The organism is Spirosoma sordidisoli (genome assembly GCF_004138325.1).
GTDB lineage: Bacteria > Bacteroidota > Bacteroidia > Cytophagales > Spirosomataceae > Spirosoma > Spirosoma sordidisoli.
In genome coordinates this window covers 94,207-115,054 of record NZ_SBLB01000007.1, presented here as the reverse complement: position 1 = coordinate 115,054, position 20,848 = coordinate 94,207, and the positions used below count along the sequence as shown (strand labels likewise).

General features: G+C 56.8%; 23 protein-coding genes. 17 read left to right on the top strand and 6 right to left on the bottom strand.

Annotation, left to right across the window (positions count from 1 at the left end):
- Window positions 1–9: 9 nt before the first annotated feature.
- Together EQG79_RS23030 and EQG79_RS23025 are read right to left on the bottom strand one after the other, a co-directional pair.
- Complete coding sequence (locus EQG79_RS23030; RefSeq protein ID WP_129604541.1) at window positions 10–756, bottom strand: CPBP family glutamic-type intramembrane protease; 747 nt, start codon at window positions 754–756, stop codon at window positions 10–12.
- Between the two features lie 33 nt (window positions 757–789).
- Complete coding sequence (locus EQG79_RS23025) at window positions 790–1,083, bottom strand: hypothetical protein (protein ID WP_129604538.1); 294 nt, start codon at window positions 1,081–1,083, stop codon at window positions 790–792.
- Window positions 1,084–1,305: 222 nt separating this feature from the next.
- Here EQG79_RS23025 and EQG79_RS23020 point away from each other — a divergent pair, with 222 nt between their 5' ends.
- The 11 genes from EQG79_RS23020 (at window position 1,306) to EQG79_RS22970 (ending at window position 10,744) form a co-directional block, all read left to right on the top strand.
- Entirely contained in the window at window positions 1,306–2,673 is a 1,368-nt protein-coding gene (locus EQG79_RS23020) for a glutamine synthetase family protein (RefSeq protein WP_129604535.1), read from the top strand.
- 80 nt (window positions 2,674–2,753) lie between these two features.
- Window positions 2,754–3,794: an aminoglycoside phosphotransferase/kinase family protein gene (locus tag EQG79_RS23015; protein WP_077922282.1), complete on the top strand. Its 1,041-nt coding sequence runs from the start codon at window positions 2,754–2,756 to the stop codon at window positions 3,792–3,794.
- Window positions 3,795–3,944: 150 nt separating this feature from the next.
- Window positions 3,945–4,535 (top strand): RNA polymerase sigma factor, encoded by a 591-nt coding sequence (locus EQG79_RS23010; protein ID WP_129604532.1) that lies wholly within the window; start codon window positions 3,945–3,947, stop codon window positions 4,533–4,535.
- A 30-nt stretch (window positions 4,536–4,565) separates the two neighbouring features.
- On the top strand, window positions 4,566–4,889 hold the full coding sequence (locus tag EQG79_RS23005) for a hypothetical protein (protein ID WP_129604529.1): 324 nt from the start codon (window positions 4,566–4,568) through the stop codon (window positions 4,887–4,889).
- Entirely contained in the window at window positions 4,868–5,368 is a 501-nt protein-coding gene (locus EQG79_RS23000; RefSeq protein ID WP_129604526.1) for a periplasmic heavy metal sensor, read from the top strand. Before EQG79_RS23005 ends, EQG79_RS23000 begins: the two co-directional genes overlap by 22 nt.
- A gap of 48 nt (window positions 5,369–5,416) precedes the next feature.
- A complete protein-coding gene (locus EQG79_RS22995) occupies window positions 5,417–6,190 on the top strand; it encodes a YHYH protein (protein ID WP_394343321.1) in 774 nt (257 codons plus the stop codon).
- Window positions 6,162–6,764 (top strand): toxin-antitoxin system YwqK family antitoxin, encoded by a 603-nt coding sequence (locus tag EQG79_RS22990; RefSeq protein ID WP_129604519.1) that lies wholly within the window; start codon window positions 6,162–6,164, stop codon window positions 6,762–6,764. Before EQG79_RS22995 ends, EQG79_RS22990 begins: the two co-directional genes overlap by 29 nt.
- Window positions 6,733–7,398, top strand: coding sequence for an SCO family protein (locus EQG79_RS22985; RefSeq protein WP_077922288.1), 666 nt, complete (start codon window positions 6,733–6,735; stop codon window positions 7,396–7,398). Before EQG79_RS22990 ends, EQG79_RS22985 begins: the two co-directional genes overlap by 32 nt.
- Before the next feature lie 194 nt (window positions 7,399–7,592).
- Complete coding sequence (locus EQG79_RS22980) at window positions 7,593–9,185, top strand: SulP family inorganic anion transporter (RefSeq protein ID WP_129604516.1); 1,593 nt, start codon at window positions 7,593–7,595, stop codon at window positions 9,183–9,185.
- A complete protein-coding gene (locus tag EQG79_RS22975; RefSeq protein ID WP_129604513.1) occupies window positions 9,172–9,813 on the top strand; it encodes a carbonic anhydrase in 642 nt (213 codons plus the stop codon). The genes EQG79_RS22980 and EQG79_RS22975 overlap by 14 nt, the downstream gene beginning before the upstream one ends.
- Window positions 9,814–9,886: 73 nt before the next feature.
- Entirely contained in the window at window positions 9,887–10,744 is an 858-nt protein-coding gene (locus EQG79_RS22970; protein ID WP_077922291.1) for a TIGR01459 family HAD-type hydrolase, read from the top strand.
- Between the two features lie 2 nt (window positions 10,745–10,746).
- On the opposite strand, the gene EQG79_RS22965 is transcribed toward EQG79_RS22970, so the two are convergent.
- On the bottom strand, window positions 10,747–11,469 hold the full coding sequence (locus EQG79_RS22965) for a phosphatase (RefSeq protein ID WP_129604510.1): 723 nt from the start codon (window positions 11,467–11,469) through the stop codon (window positions 10,747–10,749).
- 72 nt (window positions 11,470–11,541) lie between these two features.
- Window positions 11,542–12,393 (bottom strand): 3-deoxy-8-phosphooctulonate synthase, encoded by an 852-nt coding sequence (gene kdsA, locus EQG79_RS22960; RefSeq protein WP_077922293.1) that lies wholly within the window; start codon window positions 12,391–12,393, stop codon window positions 11,542–11,544.
- Window positions 12,394–12,696: 303 nt separating this feature from the next.
- Here kdsA and EQG79_RS22955 point away from each other — a divergent pair, with 303 nt between their 5' ends.
- The 5 genes from EQG79_RS22955 to EQG79_RS22935 all read left to right on the top strand — a co-directional run bounded on the left by EQG79_RS22955 (window position 12,697) and on the right by EQG79_RS22935 (window position 17,698).
- Window positions 12,697–12,945, top strand: coding sequence for an acyl carrier protein (locus EQG79_RS22955; protein WP_077922294.1), 249 nt, complete (start codon window positions 12,697–12,699; stop codon window positions 12,943–12,945).
- Window positions 12,946–13,171: 226 nt separating this feature from the next.
- Window positions 13,172–14,422: a beta-ketoacyl-ACP synthase II gene (fabF, locus tag EQG79_RS22950; RefSeq protein ID WP_077922295.1), complete on the top strand. Its 1,251-nt coding sequence runs from the start codon at window positions 13,172–13,174 to the stop codon at window positions 14,420–14,422.
- A gap of 3 nt (window positions 14,423–14,425) precedes the next feature.
- Window positions 14,426–15,190 carry a ribonuclease III gene (gene rnc, locus EQG79_RS22945; protein ID WP_077922296.1) on the top strand — a complete coding sequence of 255 codons (765 nt, stop codon included), beginning with the start codon at window positions 14,426–14,428 and terminating at the stop codon, window positions 15,188–15,190.
- Window positions 15,191–15,483: 293 nt separating this feature from the next.
- On the top strand, window positions 15,484–15,930 hold the full coding sequence (locus tag EQG79_RS22940) for an Hsp20/alpha crystallin family protein (protein WP_077922297.1): 447 nt from the start codon (window positions 15,484–15,486) through the stop codon (window positions 15,928–15,930).
- Between the two features lie 241 nt (window positions 15,931–16,171).
- Window positions 16,172–17,698 carry a Do family serine endopeptidase gene (locus tag EQG79_RS22935; RefSeq protein WP_129604506.1) on the top strand — a complete coding sequence of 509 codons (1,527 nt, stop codon included), beginning with the start codon at window positions 16,172–16,174 and terminating at the stop codon, window positions 17,696–17,698.
- 82 nt (window positions 17,699–17,780) lie between these two features.
- Here the strand turns inward: EQG79_RS22935 and gmd are convergent, their stop codons facing one another.
- Window positions 17,781–18,893: a GDP-mannose 4,6-dehydratase gene (gene gmd / locus EQG79_RS22930; protein ID WP_077922299.1), complete on the bottom strand. Its 1,113-nt coding sequence runs from the start codon at window positions 18,891–18,893 to the stop codon at window positions 17,781–17,783.
- A gap of 81 nt (window positions 18,894–18,974) precedes the next feature.
- A complete protein-coding gene (locus EQG79_RS22925) occupies window positions 18,975–19,577 on the bottom strand; it encodes a sporulation protein (protein WP_077922300.1) in 603 nt (200 codons plus the stop codon).
- A gap of 118 nt (window positions 19,578–19,695) precedes the next feature.
- Here EQG79_RS22925 and murB point away from each other — a divergent pair, with 118 nt between their 5' ends.
- Window positions 19,696–20,721 (top strand): UDP-N-acetylmuramate dehydrogenase, encoded by a 1,026-nt coding sequence (gene murB, locus EQG79_RS22920; RefSeq protein WP_129604503.1) that lies wholly within the window; start codon window positions 19,696–19,698, stop codon window positions 20,719–20,721.
- The last annotated feature ends 127 nt before the right edge of the window (window positions 20,722–20,848 follow it).

Genomic DNA, 20,848 nt, shown 5'->3' with positions numbered 1-20,848 from the left:
TCGTCAAAGCTACAACAACCGGATTATTTCCAGCCCTATCGACAGGCTCATCATCAGGGCATGGACGGCTACGGCAAACCAGAACCCGTATTTCATCCGAACGTAGCCCAGATAAAGGCCGATCAGCCAACCGGGCAGCAGCAGCACCGGTAACCACAACACCTGCCAGTCGGTCAGCGAAACGGTATTGTCGACCCGAAACAGGGCGTAGACCAGCGCCAAGCCGTAAAACACCCACCGGAAATTAACCTGCCAGAACCGCTCGATCTGCGTGTAAACGGCCGGGCGCCGGATGCATCGGCTCAGCTGCCAGACAACGACTATCCAGACCGGAACCACCCAGAAAACAGCCTGCTCGTTCAATACGGCCTTGATGCCTTTGTACGACAGGTCAATCAGGACCAGCAGAAGCAGCGCTACGGCCACTTCGAGCCGGGCCGGGGTCAGCCGCAGCATGAACCGGAACAGGGTTTCAGACAGGACAGGCGCAACCAGACCCGCTACGATCAGTACCGTAAGCGGAAACCGGCTCGACGGGTTGAGCAGCCGCAGAACGTCCTGCCCGGTCAGGTGGCTGGTCAGCAGCAGCGACCCGATCGACAGGGCCGAAACTGTCAGAAAAAGTGGGTACTCGGCCAGAAACAGGCTGGCGGTCGCGGTCGTGCGCTGGCCGGGTGTTTCATCCAGCGGCAGCAGGTATCGGGGTTGGCGGGTAAAGGCGGTAAAATCGGCGAAGCGCATACGAAACGTTTTCATGACAGGCGTATAGGAAAAAACAGAAGGAATGCGCTACTGGCTGATGGAGACATACATCGGCATACCGGTGGGCTGCGGAGCGGGGGCTACCGACGGCCGGGGTTGAGGCTCGACCGGGCTAACGGCGTCGGGCGTATCCATCGGAATCGACTGCGGCCGGGCGTTGTCATTAAAAGGCACGATATGCACCAGCTGTACGCTATCGGGCCGCTCAACGGCCGACTGGGGCCGCAACGCTGGTTTGACGGGATCGATGGATGAATCGGCACAGGCAGTGAACGAAACGGCAACCAGCAACAGGGCGAAGGTTTTATAAATCGTTTTCATCGGTTTGAACGGGTAAAGTCGTTTTTGGGTCAGCCCGCGGCTTCGCGCCGGAGTTGATGGTTCAAAACAAGCACCGCCCCTCCGCCCCCGAAAATCGGTGTGACGAACCCAGCCAATCGTGGGAGGAACGGGCCGAAGTTTGGGAGGAAGCCTGCCGAAACGCATCTTTGCGTGTCCTGTTTGTCAGCCGATCCGTTCATGCCTCAACCAACACCCATGCCCATGACTCCGCAAGCCGTTGTTGACTTCCTCGTTGAACACGACATTCACAAAATCAAGTACGCCTTCGCCGACATCGATGGGGTGTTGCGGGGTAAGGTGATCAGCCGTCAGAAGTTCATCGACGGCCTGACCGACGGCTTTGGCTTCTGCGACGTGGTCTGGGGGTGGGACATGACCGATGCGCCCTACGATAACGCGGGCATTACGGGCTGGCACTCGGGCTACCCCGACGCGCCGGTGCGGCTCGACGTTGCTACGTTTCGGCAGATTCCGTGGGAAGACGACATCCCGTTTTTCCTGGCCGATTTCTCCCGGCCCGACGGCACTAGCCTGCCCGCCTGCCCGCGCTCACTGCTGAAACGGGTTGCGGAACAGTGCCGCCAGATGGGCTACCACGCCCGCATGGCGCAGGAATTCGAGTGGTTCAACTTCCGCGAAACCCCGCAGAGCCTGCACGACAAAGGATTCCGGAACCCTGAACCGCTTACGCCCGGCATGTTTGGCTACTCGATCCTGCGCCCCTCGCTCGAGTCTGCTTTCCACAACGATCTGTTCGATTTTCTGACGCGCTTCGACATTCCGCTCGAAGGACTCCACACCGAAACCGGTCCGGGGGTCTACGAAGCTGCTATCCATCATGACGAGGTAGTGGGCGCGGCCGATAAAGCTGCGCTGTTCAAAACCGCCGTCAAAGAAATTGCGTATCGTCACGGACTCGTGGCGTCGTTCATGGCGAAATGGAACGCCGACCTGCCCGGCTGCAGCGGCCACATTCACCAGAGCTTATGGAATGCCGACCAGACCCGGAATCTGTTCTACGCCGACACCAGCCAGGGGGCCCATAAACACATGAGCGAGCTGATGCAGCAGTTTATTGCCGGTCAGCTGCATTGCCTGCCGCATATCACGCCCATGTTTGCGCCCACCATCAACAGCTACAAACGACTCGTTGAGGGAGCCTGGGCGCCCACCACCGTAACCTGGTCGGTCGATAACCGGACTACGGCGCTCCGGGTGCTGAACCACAAGGAAGCCTACTGCCGGGTTGAACACCGGGTATCGGGCGCCGACACCAACCCCTATCTGGCGCTGGCGGCTGCGCTGGCGTCGGGCCTGTACGGCATCCGGCACGGCCTCTCGCTCGACATTCCGGCTTCCATCGGCAACGGATACGCCGATAAACAGCACGGCGTCATTCCGGGCAACCTGGCCGACGCCACCCGGCAAATGGCCGAATCGGCGGTGGCCGTCGAACTGTTCGGGGCCGAATTTGTTGACCATTTCACCCGCACCCGCGACTGGGAAGCCCGGCAGTATGCCCGGCAGGTCAGCGACTGGGAGCTGAAGCGATATTTTGAGATCATTTAACCCGGTTTTTTCTTCGGTTTACGGTTTGTGGACAGCCGCCCAACCAGCAGACAGGAAGCAGAAAACCGTGACCCGATGTTATGCGTCTTATTGATTACCCCACTATAATCCGGCAAGCGTGGGCCGCGTTTGACCCGAGCCAGACGGTACAGGCTATTGAAGACATCAGCGCCCGCGTATCGACCAACCACGTATTCCGGCTCACGCTCGACTCCGGCGACCGGGTCATTGCCAAGCTCTCGTACTTCGGTAAGTTCGAGCATTTTCGCGATGATCACCGCATCATTCAGGCGCTGGCCAACAACCTGCTGTATCCGTTCGAGAACGTGCTGGCCCGCTCGCTGTCTAAAAACGGGCAGGTATTTATCTACCGGCATCAGGAGCATACAATCGACGCCTGGGTTGTTTTTTACAACCCCATCCGGACCATGAATCGGATGCCGCGCCGGCTCGACGAAACCCATATCCGGAAACTAGGTGCCGAAATTGCCCGCTTCCACCTGGCCTGTAACCGCGCCAGCCCCGTACTGCCCAAATACGCCAAAACCCTCCGGTCCGACATTCAGGGGCTGCTCGACCTGCTCAGCACCGAAACCGGCCAGTACGAACACCGCCTGAACGAAGAAGCCCTGCGCCGGCAGTGCCATCTGTTTCTCGAAAACCGGCAGAAACTGGTTGCCAAAACGGTTGAAACCATGCCCGTCTTCGTCGACTGGAACATCGGCAACTTCTCGGTCACCGACGATCTGAAGCTCTATTCGCGTTGGGATTACGACTGGTTCCGGATCAGTTACCGGGTTATGGATTTTTATTTCTTCAGCCGGGTCTGCTCCGACGTGGGCGACCGTACCGTGTTCAGCTACGTGATCGGGCCGCTGATGGAAGAGCGGTTTGGCTGGTTTCTGGAAGAGTACCACAAAATATACCCGCTTACCGAGCGCGAAATCCGGTTCCTGCCCGAAGCCTACCGGTTCTTTATCCTGAACTACGTCATCAAATACGGCCGGTATTTTTTTCACCGTACCTACGCCACCAAACTCCAGCACGAAGCCTACGAAACCTATTTCCCATCTATCGACACCTTCGATGCCGATCCGATACTGCGGAGACTGAACATCTAGGCCGTAATTGATCGTTAGGAGCGATTTTTGCAGCCAGACAGACAACGGGCAATAAGCTACGTACCCGACTGATTGTCAGCCGGAACGCTTACCTTACCAGCCCGAACCGCAACAGCCGGTTGCTGCTGCGGGTAGCCACCGTGACCCTGCATGGCCGATACGTCTGACCTGATCGTCCTGCTCGACGCCGTTGCGGAGGGCAGCGAAGCCGCTTTCCGACAGCTGTATGAGCGCACCAAAAGCCGGGTGTTCAACACCGCGCTCGGCTACGTGCGCTCGCGCGAAGACGCCGAAGAAATTACGCAGGATGTTTTTGTCGAGGTATATCGGTCGGCGGGGCGTTTCAACGGCGACGCGCGGGTAACCACCTGGCTCTACCGGATCACGGTCAGCCGATCGCTCGATTACCTGAAGCACAAAAAACGGCAGAAGCGGTTTGCCTTTCTGACCAGCCTCTTCGACCCATCGAGCGGCAACCTGCTCCACGACCCGCCCGATTTCGTTCATCCCGGTATCGAACTCGACCGGCAGGAAAACGCGGCTATCCTGTTCCGGGCCATCGATACCCTCGCCGATAAACAAAAAACGGCTTATATTCTGACCCGAATCGAAGGGCTGAGTAATCGTGAAGCGGCTGAGGTCATGGCTGTCAGTGTAGGCGCAGTCGAGTCGCTGCTGCAACGCGCGGCCGACAACCTGAAGAAACAACTGGCAGGCTGGTATAAATCAGACCGGCCGTAGGAATGAAGAGCCACTGGCGTCTAACGAGCTATGGAACCGGAAAAAGAAAAATGGATTAACGACGTTCTGGGTAGTGTAGATGACCTGCAGCGGGCCGAGCCCAGTCCGTTCCTGTTTGCCAGCATCCGCAACCGGATTGCCGAAAAAGCGGCTCCGGTTCGTTTGCCGGTGCGAACGGTCTGGCTGGCGGCTGCGTCGTTCGGGCTGCTGGTGGTCCTGAACTGGCAGGCGGTCAGCGGTCGGTTGGCGTCTGCCCCGGCCAAGGCCAGCGAGCTGAACACCGTCGTTACCGACCTGAATCTCTATCCGGCTACCAACCAACTCTATGACGTATGGAGCGGACCAAACTATTAACCATCGCCCTGGTGGGATTGCTGGTGCTGAACCTGGTGACCATCGGGTTTCTGATCCGCCAGTCCGGCTCTCCTCCCGGCCCGGGCGCCCCCGGCGAAGGCCCCGCCCGGCTCATCATTGACCGGCTTCGGCTCGATGCCGCCCAGCAGCAGCAATATCGTCGGCTGATCGAAGCTCACCGTCGGCAAACCCGGACGCTGGCGGGTCAGTCGGCGGAGCTATACCGTCGTTACTACGGCCTGCTGGCCACCGACCAGCCCGACACCAGCCAGGCCAGCTCGCTGAGCCAGCAGATTGCCGATAATCAGCGGGCGGTAGCTCAACTGAACTACGCTCATTTTCAGGACATCAAAGCCCTCTGCCGTCCCGACCAGCAGGCTGATTTTGCACAGCTCGTCGATGAACTGGGGCAGCTCTTTGCCCGGCCGCAGCGACCGGGCCCCGGCAATAGTCAAAAAAATTCTTCGGAAGGGCCGTAGGAACGCGTTCGGAAGGTCGTCTAAGGTCATACCAACTCACTAATGACTATGACCCCATCTTCATTCCTGACGGCCCGTCGCGGGCTGACCCTGCTGGCCAGCTGCCTGGTTTTTGCTACCGCCTGCCAGTCTACTTCCGACGATACCGTAACGCCCGCCAATGATACAACGGTACCGGAGGTATACAAGAAAATCTACGGCGCCAGCGACATCTATATCGAAGGCACGAACGTCGTGATCAAGACTACCAGCCTGCCCGATCACAAGAGTCCTTATTACAAGGGTACTAAGTGGGAAAGCTCGCTGTACGAAGCGTATAACGGCACCAACACCCGGTTTGCCATCAACCCCAATACCATCAGCCAGATCAACCTGACGTTTAAGATACCGCTCAACCCAACGGTCGACGCGGCCCATGCGTCGACCCCCGGTGGTCCTACCGGGGTGTCGGTCAACGGGGTGCCGTTTTTCAACCAGTACGCGGCTATGAACTCCCCGCTTACCAACGAAATCAACGGATTCGATCAGTACGGCGGGCATCCTCAGCAGCAGGGCCTCTACCACTACCACCTCGAGCCGTTCTACCTGACCACTAAAAAAGGGAAAGATGCGCTGATGGGCTTTTTGCTCGATGGCTTCCCCGTATACGGCCCCGTCGAAAATGGCAAAACCATCACCAACGCCGACCTCGACAAGTACCACGGCCATACCCACGCGACGACCGATTTCCCGAACGGCATCTATCATTACCACATTACGGCCGAAGACCCTTACATCAGCGGCAGCGGATTTTATGGCAAAGCAGGCACCGTTACGCAGTAAGGTCTACTGGCTGCTGTTCGGGCTGTTCGGGGCCGGTTGCCAGCCACAGCCCGAACAACCAGCCGTTGCGGTGCCCTCGGTCTACCAGCCCACCAGCCAGGCGGGCTGGCAACGGCGCAGCGGGCGGTTGTGGCTATCGGGCAAACCCTTCAGCGGCTGGCAGTTCGAACTCGGCCCGGCTAACGACACGCTCTTTGTGGGCGCTTATGTCGACGGAAAAGCCGAGGGCGAACACCGGTTCTGGCACCCCAACCACCGCTTGAAAGAAAGTCGCCGGTTTCGGAACGGGTGGCAGGAAGGGCCGCAGCGGGGCTGGTTCGAGTCCGGAAAACCCGCCTTCGTTTATCACTTCCGGAACGATGTGTACGAGGGCAGTCGGAAAGAGTGGTATCCGAACGGCCAGCCCGCGCGCGATGGCAACTACCAAAACGGGCAGGAAGCCGGCCGCCAGCAGCAATGGTTTGCCGACGGTGGTCTGAAAGCCAATTACGCCGTTCGAAACGGACGCGCCTACGGATTTACGGGGGTTAAAAACTGTGTCAATGTCTGGGATTCAATTGCCGTTACGCATTAGTATGCTGCTGGGGCTATACGCCTGCCTGCTCGCCTGCCAGCCGAGGTCCGGCAACGACCGTTCGGCGGCCGTGCCGTATTACAACACCCCCACGTTTACGCCCGTCTGGCTGACCGACCCCGCCGAGGTCGACAAAACCATTACCCACCGCATTGCCGACTTTTCGTTCCGCGACCAGACCGGGCAGGTAGTTACGCAGGCTGCCGTAGCCGACCGGATTCATGTCGCCAACTTTTTCTTTACATCCTGCCCCAGCATCTGCCCCCGAATGACGAGCCTGCTGAAAACCGTTCAGGACAGCTTTCGGCACGAGCCCCGCGTTAAGCTCTTATCGTTCAGCGTTACACCCTGGCTCGACTCGGTACCCCGGCTGCGCCGGTACGCCGACCAGAAAGGGGTGCTGGACACCAGGTGGCACCTGCTGACGGGCAGCCGGGGAGCCATCTATGACCTGGCCCGTCAGTCGTATTTCGCCGAAGAAGCCATCGGATTCACCCGCGACTCTACCGAGTTTCTGCACACCGAACACATCATCCTGGTCGATCAGCAGCGCCGGATACGGGGGGTGTATAACGGCACCCAGCCGCTCGACATCGACAAACTTATTGCGGATATTCGGGCGCTACTCCCCTAACCCACCTGGGCTTTTACGTACTTCAGCGTCCCATCCAGCGCCCGGATTGTCCGGGCGCTTACCAGCGTTTGTGACCCCGCCAACGACCAAAAACTAGTCGACTGATCTTTAGCTGATTGCGATGAAAATAATAAGCCAAGTCGGTGTACTTTTGCGAGATTCGTTCGCTTTCCGTAACCTCTACTCCTCAACCCATGTTGTTTTCTACGACGCTTCATACGCTCCGGCAGTACAGAACCGCTTATCTGCCCAACGACCTCACGGCGGCTCTGTCGGTTTTTCTGGCTGGCCTGCCCCTCTGCCTGGGTATTGCGCTGGCCTCCGGCGCTCCGCTGTTTGGAGGGCTCGTTGCCGGCATCATCGGCGGTATCATCGTTGGTTTTTTGTCGGGTTCCGAAATAAGCGTCAGCGGACCGGCCGCCGGTCTGGCTGTTATCGTAGCCGAATCCATCAGCAGCCTGGGTTCGTACGAAGTGTTTCTGGTGGCGGTGATCCTGGCCGGTATCATGCAGGTAGTGATGGGGTTTCTCAAGGCCGGTCGGCTCAGCAGTTTCTTTCCCGACTCGGTTATCAAAGGGATGCTGGTCGGTATCGGGCTGGTTATCGTACTGAAACAGATTCCACACGCGCTGGGGCGGGATAGCGACTACGAAGGCGAGTTCGAGTTCAGCCAGCTGGCCGACCACGAAAACACATTCACCGAAATTTACCAGGCTTTGCTGACGGCCAGCCCGGGCGCCATGATCATCAGCCTGGTGTCGATCGGGATACTGGTGGTCTGGGACAGACTGGCCGGGCAGGGCCGCAAACTGTTTCGGCTGCTCCCGGCGGCTGTGCTTATGGTGCTGATCGGCGTATCGCTGAACCAGTTCTTTCGGTATTACCTCCCCGATTTTTATCTGGGCGACTCCAACGAGCACATGGTTCGCCTGCCGGTTTTATCGGCTCAGAAAGGCTGGAGTTCGATCCTCGACTTTCCGGACTTCAGCATCCTGACCGACCTGCGGGTCTACGGCATTGCCGCTACCATTGCCCTGGTGGCCAGCCTCGAAACGCTCATCAACCTCGAAGCCTCCGACCGGCTCGACCCGCTGAACCGCGTATCGTCGCCCAGCCAGGAACTCGTGGCGCAGGGGATCGGCAATATTCTTTCGGGTCTGGCGGGTGGGCTACCGGTAACGTCCGTTGTGGTCCGAACCTCGACCAACGTGTTCAGCGGCAGCCGGTCGCGGCTGTCGACCATCCTGCAGGGGGGACTGCTACTGCTGGCGGTATTGCTGGCGGGTTCCGTTCTCAACCATATTCCACTGGCCTGCATTGCCGCGCTGCTGATCGTTGTGGGCTACAAGCTGGCCGGTCCCGCAGTCTTCTCGGCCACCTTCCGGGAAGGTACGAGCCAGTTTGTACCGTTCATCGTTACCGTGCTGGGTATCATCTTTATCGACCTGCTCTTTGGGCTGCTGATCGGGCTGGCGGTAGGGTATCTGTTCGTGCTGTACACCAACTCGCAGTCGCCGTTTCGGGTCATCCGCGATGGCCATAACGTGCTGGTCAAGTTTCAGAAAGACGTGTATTTCCTGAGTAAACCCGCGCTGAAAGAACTCCTCCGATCGCTGAAACCCGGCGATTCGGTGCTGATCGATGGTCGGCACGCTGCCTTTATTGACCACGATATTTATACCTTGCTGACCGATTACGCCAAAACCGCGCAACGGCAGGGGATCAACTACGAACTTCGCGAGGTAACGCAGCGCAAAAAAAACGCACCGACTTATGCAGCCGTCTGAAAAGCTTTTGCTCTACAACAAAGCCTGGGTTCAGGATAAACTGGAGCTGGATACGACCTACTTCAGCGACCTGGCCGCCGATCAGAAGCCAAACTTCCTCTGGATCGGCTGCTCCGACAGCCGCGTACCAGCCAACGAAATTACCGGCACCGACCCCGGCGAGATGTTCGTTCACCGCAACATTGCCAACCTGGTTGTGCCTGACGACCTGAACGTGCTGAGCGTGGTGCAGTATGCCGTTGAGGTGTTACAGGTGCAGCACGTAATTGTCTGCGGCCATTATGAATGCGGTGGGGTGAAAGCGGCTATGTCGGGCAAAAAACTGGGGCTGATCGACAACTGGCTCAGCAACATCAGCCGGGCGCAGGCCAAACACCAGGCCGAGCTCGACCAGATTCCCGATCCCCAGGCCCGCTTCGACCGCATGGTGGAGCTTAACGTTCAGGAACAGATTCTGCACCTGGCCGATACCGCCAGCGTCCGGAATATGTGGGCGTCTCATCAGATACCGAGTCTCCACGGCTGGGTCTTCAACCTGCGAACGGGCCTGCTCAACGAGGTTATTACGCTCACCCCACCGGGCGCTACCCAGAGCCCGGGCCCGGTTCTGGCCCAAAGCCGCCATTAATCCGGTTTGCACCGACCGGAAACCCACGCGCCGAACAACCGGTTATACTTCTCTGACGACTTACCCTTCTATTATGACACTAGAGCCCTTCGCTTCTCTCGCCGACCAGTACCAGGTATTTTTCTTCGATGCATTCGGCGTTCTTAAAAATTACAAGGGCTTGATTCCGGGGGTTGTCGAAACGTTTGCCTACCTGCGCGAGCAGCAGAAAGCCGTTTATATTCTGACCAACGATGCTTCCCGCAGCCCCCAGCAACTGGCCGAATCGTACTGGCGGCTGGGCCTGACCGACATCGACCCCGATATGATTATCTCGTCGGGTATGCTGGCCCGCGAGTACCTGCAGCTCAAAGTCGATCACGGCACCGTGGCTTACCTCGGTACGCAGAACTCGGCCCACTACCTCGAATCGGCCGATCTGCATACGCTCTCCATCAGCGAGCTGACCCTCGAAAACATCAGCGAAGTGAACGCCCTCGTGTTGCTCGACGACGAAGGGTTCGACTGGAATACCGACATCAACAAAGCCGTCAACCTGCTCCGCCGACGCAATATTCCAGTTATCGTGGCCAATACCGACGCTACCTACCCGGTCTCAAAAAACCGGCTGGCCATCGCCATCGGCAGCATTGCCGACATGCTGGAGTCGATCGTAGGAAAGCAGTTCATCCGTTTCGGCAAACCCGATGCGCAGCTGTTCATGTTTGCCTACGAGCGCGTACAGGAGCGCCTGCCGGGCATCAGCAAGCGAAACATTCTGATGGTGGGCGATACGCTCCGTTCCGATATTCTGGGTGGCAACAAGTTTGGTCTCGATACGGCGCTGGTACTGACGGGCAACACCGCCCCCCACGAAGCCGAGCTTCGCATCCTGGCCACGGGCATCATCCCGACCTACGTCTGCGAAACGATCGGTAGCCTGGGCAGTTGAGGTCAGCCCGGTTCCTTGGCCGTAATTGCCCCGTCCAGACTAACCGTCCAGTAGGCCGATTCGACCTGCTGGCGCTGAGCGTAGTAGCGGTCGTATACGGGCCGGTAGCGCAACCGCTCGAGCATGACCGGCTCAAACTGACCCAGCAGCCCCAGCAGCAGCTCACAGCCCTCCCGCACCGCAAACTGCCCGCCGGTATGCCCCGTCAGGTAATCGGCCAGATTATTATTGACCACGTAGTTGGTCAGGAGCGGGTTGGCCGTGCGGTGAATCATAATCCGGACCCCGGCCACCTGCGCCACCGACAGGTCGAGCGCATCATCGAAGAAAAACGCCACTTCGTGCGGTTGCAGGCCATGCCGTTCCAGCAGATGGGTCAGCACATCGACTTTATGTTTCGCCTGGGAGTAGCAGGCATCGAAATGCTCACGCCCCACCAGCTTATCGGCCATGGTGTTGGTAACGCCCGTAATGACGGCCGCTACGGGCAGCTGCTCGCCCTGGTGCAGCCACAAGCCGAACCGCAGCAGGTTGGTGCCCATCGAGTCGACCTCGCTGAAGGGACTACTGCCCGATCCAGTTTTGGTACCGTCGTTGAACACCCCGTCCCAGTCGAACACAATGGCCCGTATGCGGCTTACCTTCCCGGCCAGCGTATCGACGGGGGTAACGAACCGGCCACCCAGGCCCGTAAACAGCGACTCTATCTCCTGATGTACATTCATGGAACAGACTATAGAAAAGAAGCCAACGCTGCAGGTTGCAGGTTGGCTTCAGGTAAAACAGAACCCGATTGGCTAGGCCAGCTGGGGCAGGGTATTGCGGTATTTGACTTCAACGGCGTGCAGCTCCAGCAGCGGCTTCATGAACTCTTCCAGGTAACGGATGTCCAGCTGGCTGGCCGCGTCGCAGAGGGCTTCGGAAGGGCAGGTATGGGTTTCGATAAACAGCCCGTCGACCCCCGCAGCCACGCCCGCACGGGCCAGTACGGGCAGGTACTCCCGCGCTCCGCCTTTCACATCTTTCGACGGAATACCGTACTTCCGGATGGCGTGCGTTACGTCGAATACAACCGGGTAGTTGGTACGCCCCATGTGGTAGAAGCTGCGCGGATCAACCACCAGGTCGTTATAACCGAAGGTATAGCCCCGCTCGGTCAGGATAATCTGGTCGTTGCCCGAATCTTCGATTTTTTTGACCGGGTGTTTCATGTTCTCAGGCGCCAGAAACTGGCCGTGTTTGAGGTTCACGACCCGCCCCGTCTGGGCAGCCGCTACCACCAGCATGCTCTGCATACACAGATAGGCCGGAATCTGCAGCACGTCAACCACTTCGGCCGCAGCCGCAGCCTGATCGGGGTAGTGAATATCGGTCAGGATGGGGAAGCCAAACTGCTCTTTCACCTTCGCTAGAATGGCAATACCCTTGTCGAGGCCCGGTCCGGAATAATAGGTCAGGTCAGAGCGGTTATCCTTCTGGAACGACGACTTGTAGATGACCTTGATATGGAGTCGTTCGGCAATCTCGCGGAGTTGCTCGGCAACGCTCATCATGATTTTTTCGTCTTCGATCACACAGGGTCCCGAGATGAGGAACAACTCGTCCGACCCACAGTCGATATCGCCGACGCGCACAATTTTCTGAGACATAGTTTGTACTGATAAGGAGGTCAAATATACCGAGATTGTTCGGAATAGCCGACGAACCAACCGACTCGCTCGGGGAGACACCGGAGGGGTAAAACACCATAAATAGCCTACCAAACTAATGGTCTATTCTCCCCTGAACGATGAACAAAAACCAGGCTTCGCTAGCAAAACTTTCTGTTTATCAACTATTTATAAATATAATTCAAAACACCAGGCCTGAGCAGAGCGACAAAAAATAGTTTGACAATACAAAGGTTAATCCGTTTCTTTGCGCAGTTTTTTAACTCCCAACGGGCTACTAAAATGTCAGAAATTGCACAAAAAGTAAAAAGCATTATTGTTGAGAAATTAGGCGTTGAAGAGTCGGAGGTAACGCCAGAGGCAAGCTTCACGAACGACCTGGGTGCCGATTCGCTCGATACGGTCGAACTGATCATGGAATTTGAGAAGGAATTCAACCAGTCGATTCCTGACGACGAAGCGGAAAAGATCCTGACGGTAGGCCAGGCTATTGACTTCCTGGAGAAAAACGCCGGACAAGCTGGCAAGTAAGCTTCGGAGGAGCGGCATTACTCCTACTGTATGAATTCCGTCTGCTTTTTGCCAGCTCTGCTGACAGATGGGTTCAACTCGGTATCGGTTCGTTCAGTCCGATACCGAAGGAGTTTATTTACGGGCCGATTCTGGAACACCTCGGCGCTGGCCTGATCTGTCGACAGCCCGCGCCGAAGTCGACCCCTGCGGCATACCTTCTTTTCTCATTACGCAGTAATTCTGTATGACACTCAGACGAGTAGTAGTGACCGGCCTCGGTGCATTGACACCGATTGGCAACGATGTATCCACTTACTGGAATAATCTGGCCGCTGGCGTGAGCGGGGCCGGTCCCATTACTAAATTTGATGCCAGCAAGTTTCGGACGCAGTTTGCCTGCGAATTGAAGGGCGTTGACGTAACTCAGTACATTCCGCGTCAGGAAGCCCGAAAGATGGATGCGTTTACGCATTACGCGTTGATTGCGACCGACGAAGCCGTTAAAGACGCCAACATCGACCTCGAAGCCATCGACCGCAATAAGGTCGGTGTGATCTGGGGGTCGGGTATCGGCGGGCTCCGCTCGTTCGAAGACGAGATGATCGACTACGCCAAAGGCGATGGTACGCCCCGCATCAACCCGTTCTTCATCGTGCGCATGATTGCCGACAGTGCATCGGGCCAGATCTCGATGCGCTACGGATTCCGGGGTACGAACTACGTGACGGTATCGGCCTGCGCATCGACCAACAACGCCATCATCGACGCGTTCAACTACATCCGGCTCGGCCGGCTGAACATGTGCGTGGTGGGCGGGTCCGAAGCGGCCGTAACCCGGGCGGGTATCGGCGGTTTCAACGCCAACCGTGCCCTCTCCGAACGCAACAGCGACCCCCAGGGAGCGTCGCGCCCCTACGATAAGGAACGTGACGGCTTTGTGCTGGGCGAAGGCGCCGGATCGCTGATTCTGGAAGACCTCGACCATGCGCAGGCCCGCGGTGCTCACATCTACGCCGAGCTGATTGGCGGTGGAATGTCGTCCGATGCGTATCACATTACCGCCCCTCACCCCGAGGGACTGGGTGCTTTCCTGGCCATGCAGGATGCCCTGAACGATGCCGGCATTCAGCCCAGCGAAATCGACTACATCAATACTCACGGCACCTCAACGCCCATCGGCGATCCGCAGGAGCTGAAAGCGATTTACCAGCTGTTCGGTGATCATTCGTTCCAGATGAACATCAGCTCTACCAAGTCGATGACGGGCCACCTGCTCGGAGCCGCGGGGGCTGTAGAGGCTATTGCCAGCATCAAGGCGCTCGAGCACCAGCTCGTACCGCCAACCATTAACCTGGTCAATGTTGATGAGGAAATTGATTCACGCTTTAATCTGACGCCCCTGACCGCCCAGGCTCGCCCGTTGACCACGGTGATGAGTAACGCGTTTGGATTTGGGGGTCATAACGCCATCGTCATTTTCCGTAAACTTAGCTGAGTCGTGCAACTCGCGCTGCCCCGTAGTTGGTTTAACCCGTTTGACTGGTTCCGTCCCGGCAAGGCTGATCCGCGGAAGAACCTGCGTCGATCTATTGCGCATATTATCGGGGCGTCGCCGTCTAACCTGGGTCTGTACCAGCTGGCCCTGCGCCATACGTCAGCGTCGAAGGCAACGGCGATTGAAGGCTTCCGCGAATCGAACGAACGGCTCGAATACCTCGGCGACGCCGTGCTCGGTATGGTCATTGCCGAGTACCTGTTCAAAAAATACCCCTACAAAGACGAGGGCTTTCTGACCGAGATCCGCTCACGGATCGTAAACCGCGAAACCCTCAACGGCATTGCCCGCAAGATCGGCCTCGACCAGCTGATCGAGTATGACGGGCAACGGACGCGCAGCCTGCCAACCCGCACCTCCATGTACGGCGACGCCCTCGAAGCCCTCGTGGGTGCTATCTACCTGGATAAAGGCTTCCGGTTCTCGCGTCGGTTTATCCTTAAAGACCTGCTGGCCCACTATGACATCGATCTGGTGGTACAGAACAATGTCAACTTCAAGAGTCGTCTGATCGAATGGGCGCAGCGGGCCGGTAAAGACGTCCGCTTCGAGATCATCTCCGAAAAAGGCAACAGCCACTTCCGCGAGTTCATTGCGCAGGTGATTGTAGCCGATGAGCCGTTTGCTACCGGTAGCGGCTATTCCAAGAAAAAAGCCGAGCAGTCGGCCGCCGAAAAAGCCCTCGCCCTGCTGGACACCAAACTATAGCCCCCCCTTGCCTACCGGCGTATCTCAACAACATGACATTTACCGATGATCCCGCCCACAGGCAGGGTCATGGCTCGTTGCTGGCCCCGGTTATCGCGGCCTGAGATCGGGTTTGTTTATTTGTCGCTTCCCTGACAGTCAAAATTGCGCCATAATGGCTGCATTTTGGAGGAAAGATCATAAATAGCTGCCATATTGTCTCTTTAATGCCCGGTAAAGGCGTTGGTACGGAATTTGAAAAATAGGCTTACAGAACCTTGAACTCAATTCCTAACACAAAACCAGCAACCGTTATGAACTCGCTAACGCGTTCGAACAACAACCTTCCGTCGCTGATCGAGAACTTTTTTGGCCGCGACATGAACGACTTTTTCAATACCAACATGCCATCGGTCAGTCATGTACCGGCGGTCAACGTCGTTGAACATCAGGATGGATTCCGGATTGAGGTAGCCGCTCCCGGTCTGAAAAGAGAAGACTTCAAGCTGAACCTGAATCATAATAACCTGTCGATCTCAGCCTATCAGGAAACCAAAAAGGAAGAGACCGATCAGACCAACGAGAAATATACCCGCCGGGAGTTTAGCTATTCGTCGTTTCAGCGGACGTTTACGCTGCCTACCTCGGTCGATGCCGATAACATCCAGGCTTCCTACACCGACGGTGTATTGAAGATCGAATTACCCAAACGCGAAGAGGCTAAAGTGAAGCCCGCCCGCCAGATTGAAATTGGTGGCTAAGCCATTGGGTGATTTAGGAACAATACCCTATAATTGCCTTGCCGAACGCATCGAACAGCCCGCCGGGATACACCCTGAACGGGCTGTTCGCTCGTTAAAAAACCCACCTAACAAAGGCCTGTTAAATTTTGTTAAGGACCAACACAAGCTGGATTTTTCGCCCCCCGGTTTCCGTTATATTCACAGACAGAAAGGTCAGTGATCTACACAAAAGACAGCAATCAGATTATTCCGTTTAACCATGAAAAGCAATTGGAAAGTTTTAGCGTTGATGGCACTCCTTTCGAGTGTAATTACGCTGGCCGCTTATAACCTCCTTGGGTTCAACCAGCGGGATGTGATTTTTAACGAATCGGCTCCTACGCCGACGATCACGGGCCGCCTGGCGGCCCTGACAGGTAACGGCCCTACGGCAGCTCCCGGCGATTTCTCGACGGCGGCTGAAGCGGTTACGCCTACGGTAGTGCACATCCGCACCACCATGACCCGCACGGTACGCCAGCAGCAGGTTCCTGACATCTTCCGGGAGTTCTTCGGCGATGAGTTTGGCGGACAGGGCGGTGGCCGTCCACGCCGTCAGCAGGGACAGGCTTCGGGCTCGGGTGTGATCATCAGCAAAGATGGGTACATCGTCACCAATAACCACGTGGTACAGGACGCCGACGAAGTAGAGGTGATCATGACCGACAAGCGGAGCTTCAAAGCGAAAGTGATCGGTACCGACCCCCTGACCGACCTGGCCGTAATTAAAGTAGAAGCCAACAACCTGCCGTCCATTACGCTCGGCGACTCTGACGCGCTGAAACTGGGCGAATGGGTACTGGCCGTTGGCTATCCTCTCGATCTCGAATCGACCGTTACGGCGGGTATCGTTAGTGCCAAAGGCCGTGGTATCGGTATCCTGAACCAGAATGCCCGCCAGCAGAACGATCCGAAAGGAGATACCCCGATCGAAGCCTTCATCCAGACCGACGCGGCTATCAACCCCGGTAACTCGGGTGGTGCGCTCGTCAACCTGCGGGGCGAACTGGTCGGTATCAACTCGGCCATTGCCTCAGCTACGGGTTACTACAGCGGCTACGGATTTGCCGTACCGGTGTCGCTGGTGAAAAAAGTATCGGCCGACCTTTTGAAGTACGGTAATGTACAGCGCGGTTACCTCGGCATTCTGCCTATCGAGCTCAACAGCACGGTAGCCAAAGAAAAAGGGCTTAAAGTAGGCCGCGGTATCTATGTAGAAACCGTAGTTGAAAAAGGCGCTGCCGAAGCCGCTGGCCTGAAGAAAGGCGACGTAATCGTGAAGATGGAAGGTCAGCCGCTGGATTCTGACGCACAGATGCGTGAGATCATCGGTCGTCGTCGGCCGGGCGATGCGGTAACGGTAACCGTCAACCGCGATGGTACGGAGCGGGACTTCCGCGTAGAGCTGCGCAACCGCAACGGTGGTCGTGACATCATCAAGAAAACCGAAGCGACCGCCAGCACCGCGCTGAGCACGCTGGGTGCCGAGTTTGAAGAGCTATCGGCTCAGCAGGCCAAGCAGCTGGGTATTACGGGTGGCGTTCGGGTGAAATCGATCCGGGACGGCAAACTGGCCGAAACCGACGTTGAAGAAGGCTTCATCATCGTGAAAGCCAACGGCCGGAACGTAAAAACGACCAAAGACCTGCAGGCTATCATGTCGGCGGTGAAAGAAGGCGAAGGCCTGATGCTGATCGGTATGTACCCCAACAGTTCGCGGATGTACTACTACGCCGTGCCGGTCTAATCGGCCCGTAAGCAATAGATACCGAAACGGCCCGTCAGGAAATCCTGGCGGGCCGTTTTGGTATTGTCTCGTCTGTAAAGGCCTACTCGTAGTAGTTCAGTACAGCATGGCCGCTTTGCGCCAGCAGCTGATCGCGCTGGAACAGAGCCACATCGGCCGTCATCATGTCCTTAACAAGGGCGGGCAGATCGTATTTCGGTTTCCAGCCCAGTTTGGTCATTGCCTTGGTTGGATCGCCCAGCAGCAGGTCTACCTCGGTTGGACGGTAGTAGCGGGGGTCAACGGCCAGCACTTCTTTACCAACTTCGATCGGGAAGTCGGGGTTCGACGCGCTAACGACTACCGCCGTTTCCGAAGCGCCTTCGCCCCGGAACGCCAGCTCAACGCCGATCTCGGCAAAGGCCATCTTCACGAAGTCACGAACGCTGGTCGTAACGCCGGTAGCGATCACAAAATCTTCGGGCGTATCCTGCTGCAGAATCAGGTACATAGCCTCGACGTAGTCTTTGGCATGGCCCCAGTCGCGCAGCGAATCCAGGTTACCCAGGTATACTTTATCCTGCAGACCCAGACCGATGCGGGCAACGGCGCGGGTGATCTTGCGGGTTACGAACGTTTCGCCCCGCAGCGGTGACTCGTGGTTGAACAGAATACCATTGCAGGCATACATATTATAAGCCTCGCGGTAGTTTACCGTAATCCAGTAGCCATATAGTTTGGCTACGGCATAGGGAGAGCGGGGGTAGAACGGGGTTGTTTCTGACTGCGCGTGGCCCTGAACACCGCCGTACAACTCAGACGTCGACGCCTGGTAGATACGGGTTTTTTCGGTCAGGCCCAGCAGCCGAACGGCTTCCAGAATACGCAGTGTACCAATGCCATCGACCTGCGCGGTGTATTCCGGCTCGTCGAAGCTTACCCGCACGTGCGACATGGCACCGAGGTTATAAATCTCGTCGGGTTGTACTTCCTGAATAATACGAATGATATTCGTCGAGTCAGACAGATCACCGTAATGAAGCTTGAAGTGCACGTTTTTTTCGTGCGGGTCTTCATACATGTGATCGATCCGCTGGGTGTTGAATAACGAGCTCCGGCGTTTGATGCCATGAACTTCGTACCCTTTAGCCAGCAGCAGTTCGGCCAGATAGGCCCCATCTTGTCCGGTAATTCCGGTTACCAGCGCTTTTTTCATACTACGGTCGTAAATAATGAGTGACTGCTAAAATTGTACAAATCTTATTAAAAAAGCTTACTATATACTCAAAAATGGTACTTATTTTATTAACAGGCTTCGGCGAACATCTATTTTATCGGGTTGCAGCTGAGCCGAGGAGACGAGCTGCTTAATAGAAGAATAATACCGTTCTGCATCCATACGTCGCATAAAATCGCCTACTTTAAGTTTATAGGTAGGCTGACTATAGCTCAAATATGGGCTAAGTTCGGGAAAATTTTGGTAAATCAGTAACTTAATCGATTCAACTTCTTTTCTCTGGTTGCCCACGTACACCTGAACCCGGAAGCCAGGGGCGTAGCGAACCGACCGATTCTTATCGGCAATGGTATCGAGCGCCAGTTCGAGCTGTCGGTTTACGTGGAGCGCTTCCGGTACGCCAGCTGGCTTTCGGGTATCATTTTTACGGGCGGGCGCCGTGGCTACTCCCGCTGTGGCCGATACCGCAGTTGGCCGCGTCGTTGTGCTGCCGGTGGTGGGGGCTGGCGCGCTGGCATATACCGGCCGGGCGGCCGTCAGATCCTCATTATACGAGTTATAGTCGGATGCAGACGCTGTCGACGACGAGCTTACCCGGCTGCCCGCGCAACTACTCAGCACCAGCGCCAGCCCCAGACAATTCAACCAAAGTTCGTGCCGCATATAGTCTTGATTTTGACCCGTAAAATTAACCAATTTGACTTTCTAAAGACAGTGGGGACCTCGGCAAGGTATCCCATGGTCTATTTTTGGTTAATTTTGGGGATTACTCTGACAACACATGCTGAATATACAAAGCAACGTGTCGCTCAAGCCTTACAATACGTTCAGGATTGACGTCAACGCGCGCTATTGGGTTGAAATTAATCAGGAAGATGATTTACAGACGCTGCTTCAGCTTACCGATCACCTCGATACTCCCAAGCTGATTCTGGGAGGAGGCAGCAACGTACTGCTGTGCCACGACTTCAACGGCCTGGTCGTTCGGCTCAACATACAGGGCATTGAGGTAGTTCGGGAAGACGATGCGCATATATACCTAACCGCCGGTGCGGGCGTCAACTGGCATAAGCTGGTCATGTACTGCGTTCAGCACAACTACGCCGGTCTGGAAAATCTGTCGCTTATACCGGGTACGGTAGGAGCCGCGCCCATGCAGAATATCGGAGCCTACGGCGTCGAGATCGAGCAGGTGTTCGACTCGCTGACGGCCATCCACGTACAAACGGGCGAGCAGCGCCGGTTCAGCCATGCCGACTGCCGGTTCGGCTACCGCGAGAGCGTATTCAAGCGCGAGCTGAAGGGCCAGTACATCATCACGAGCGTTACTTTCCGGCTCGATAAACAGCCTACCTTTCATACCCGCTACGGCGCTATTCAGGAAACGCTGACTGACATGGGCGTATCGGACGATGAGCTGACTATTCAGGCCATCAGCGAAGCCGTTATCCGCATCCGGCGCAGCAAACTACCCGACCCCGCCGAGATTGGCAACGCCGGGAGTTTCTTCAAGAACCCTGAAATCCCGAAAACCCAGTTCGACGCCCTCAAAGAGCAGTACCCGAACCTGCCGGGCTACCCGATCGGCGACGAGGTGGTAAAAGTGCCGGCGGGCTGGCTCATTGAGCAGGCGGGCTGGAAAGGACACCGCACCGGCGATGCGGGGGTACACGCCAAACAGGCACTGGTGCTGGTCAACTACGGCCAGGCAAGCGGAAACGAAATCATGGCCCTGGCCCAGCGGGTACAGGCCTCTGTTCAGGAAACCTTCGGCATCAGCATAACGCCCGAAGTGAATATTGTCTAGCGATCAGCCTTCCCAGCCATACTCCCAGCCCCTGTAGGGGTTGTTTGGGGGAGGAAGTTGAGAAGGTAAATCTGTGAAGAGCCCGGTCTCTTCACAGATTTACCTTCTTCTCAACTTCCTCCCCCAA

What these genes read in the sequence shown, in the direction of transcription:
- EQG79_RS22935 (WP_129604506.1), top strand. Translation starts at nt 16,172, where the DNA reads ATGAAAAGCAATTGGAAAGTTTTAGCGTTGATGGCACTCCTTTCGAGT.
- EQG79_RS23020 (WP_129604535.1), top strand. Translation starts at nt 1,306, where the DNA reads ATGACTCCGCAAGCCGTTGTTGACTTCCTCGTTGAACACGACATTCAC.
- EQG79_RS22985 (WP_077922288.1), top strand. Translation starts at nt 6,733, where the DNA reads ATGTCTGGGATTCAATTGCCGTTACGCATTAGTATGCTGCTGGGGCTA.
- EQG79_RS22940 (WP_077922297.1), top strand. Translation starts at nt 15,484, where the DNA reads ATGAACTCGCTAACGCGTTCGAACAACAACCTTCCGTCGCTGATCGAG.
- kdsA (WP_077922293.1), bottom strand. Translation starts at nt 12,393, where the DNA reads ATGTCTCAGAAAATTGTGCGCGTCGGCGATATCGACTGTGGGTCGGAC.
- EQG79_RS23010 (WP_129604532.1), top strand. Translation starts at nt 3,945, where the DNA reads ATGGCCGATACGTCTGACCTGATCGTCCTGCTCGACGCCGTTGCGGAG.
- EQG79_RS23015 (WP_077922282.1), top strand. Translation starts at nt 2,754, where the DNA reads ATGCGTCTTATTGATTACCCCACTATAATCCGGCAAGCGTGGGCCGCG.
- EQG79_RS22970 (WP_077922291.1), top strand. Translation starts at nt 9,887, where the DNA reads ATGACACTAGAGCCCTTCGCTTCTCTCGCCGACCAGTACCAGGTATTT.
- EQG79_RS23030 (WP_129604541.1), bottom strand. Translation starts at nt 756, where the DNA reads ATGAAAACGTTTCGTATGCGCTTCGCCGATTTTACCGCCTTTACCCGC.
- EQG79_RS22990 (WP_129604519.1), top strand. Translation starts at nt 6,162, where the DNA reads ATGGCAAAGCAGGCACCGTTACGCAGTAAGGTCTACTGGCTGCTGTTC.
- EQG79_RS22975 (WP_129604513.1), top strand. Translation starts at nt 9,172, where the DNA reads ATGCAGCCGTCTGAAAAGCTTTTGCTCTACAACAAAGCCTGGGTTCAG.
- EQG79_RS22955 (WP_077922294.1), top strand. Translation starts at nt 12,697, where the DNA reads ATGTCAGAAATTGCACAAAAAGTAAAAAGCATTATTGTTGAGAAATTA.
- fabF (WP_077922295.1), top strand. Translation starts at nt 13,172, where the DNA reads ATGACACTCAGACGAGTAGTAGTGACCGGCCTCGGTGCATTGACACCG.
- EQG79_RS22925 (WP_077922300.1), bottom strand. Translation starts at nt 19,577, where the DNA reads ATGCGGCACGAACTTTGGTTGAATTGTCTGGGGCTGGCGCTGGTGCTG.
- EQG79_RS22965 (WP_129604510.1), bottom strand. Translation starts at nt 11,469, where the DNA reads ATGAATGTACATCAGGAGATAGAGTCGCTGTTTACGGGCCTGGGTGGC.
- EQG79_RS23000 (WP_129604526.1), top strand. Translation starts at nt 4,868, where the DNA reads ATGGAGCGGACCAAACTATTAACCATCGCCCTGGTGGGATTGCTGGTG.
- EQG79_RS22995 (WP_394343321.1), top strand. Translation starts at nt 5,417, where the DNA reads ATGACCCCATCTTCATTCCTGACGGCCCGTCGCGGGCTGACCCTGCTG.
- gmd (WP_077922299.1), bottom strand. Translation starts at nt 18,893, where the DNA reads ATGAAAAAAGCGCTGGTAACCGGAATTACCGGACAAGATGGGGCCTAT.
- EQG79_RS23005 (WP_129604529.1), top strand. Translation starts at nt 4,566, where the DNA reads ATGGAACCGGAAAAAGAAAAATGGATTAACGACGTTCTGGGTAGTGTA.
- murB (WP_129604503.1), top strand. Translation starts at nt 19,696, where the DNA reads ATGCTGAATATACAAAGCAACGTGTCGCTCAAGCCTTACAATACGTTC.
- EQG79_RS22980 (WP_129604516.1), top strand. Translation starts at nt 7,593, where the DNA reads ATGTTGTTTTCTACGACGCTTCATACGCTCCGGCAGTACAGAACCGCT.
- EQG79_RS23025 (WP_129604538.1), bottom strand. Translation starts at nt 1,083, where the DNA reads ATGAAAACGATTTATAAAACCTTCGCCCTGTTGCTGGTTGCCGTTTCG.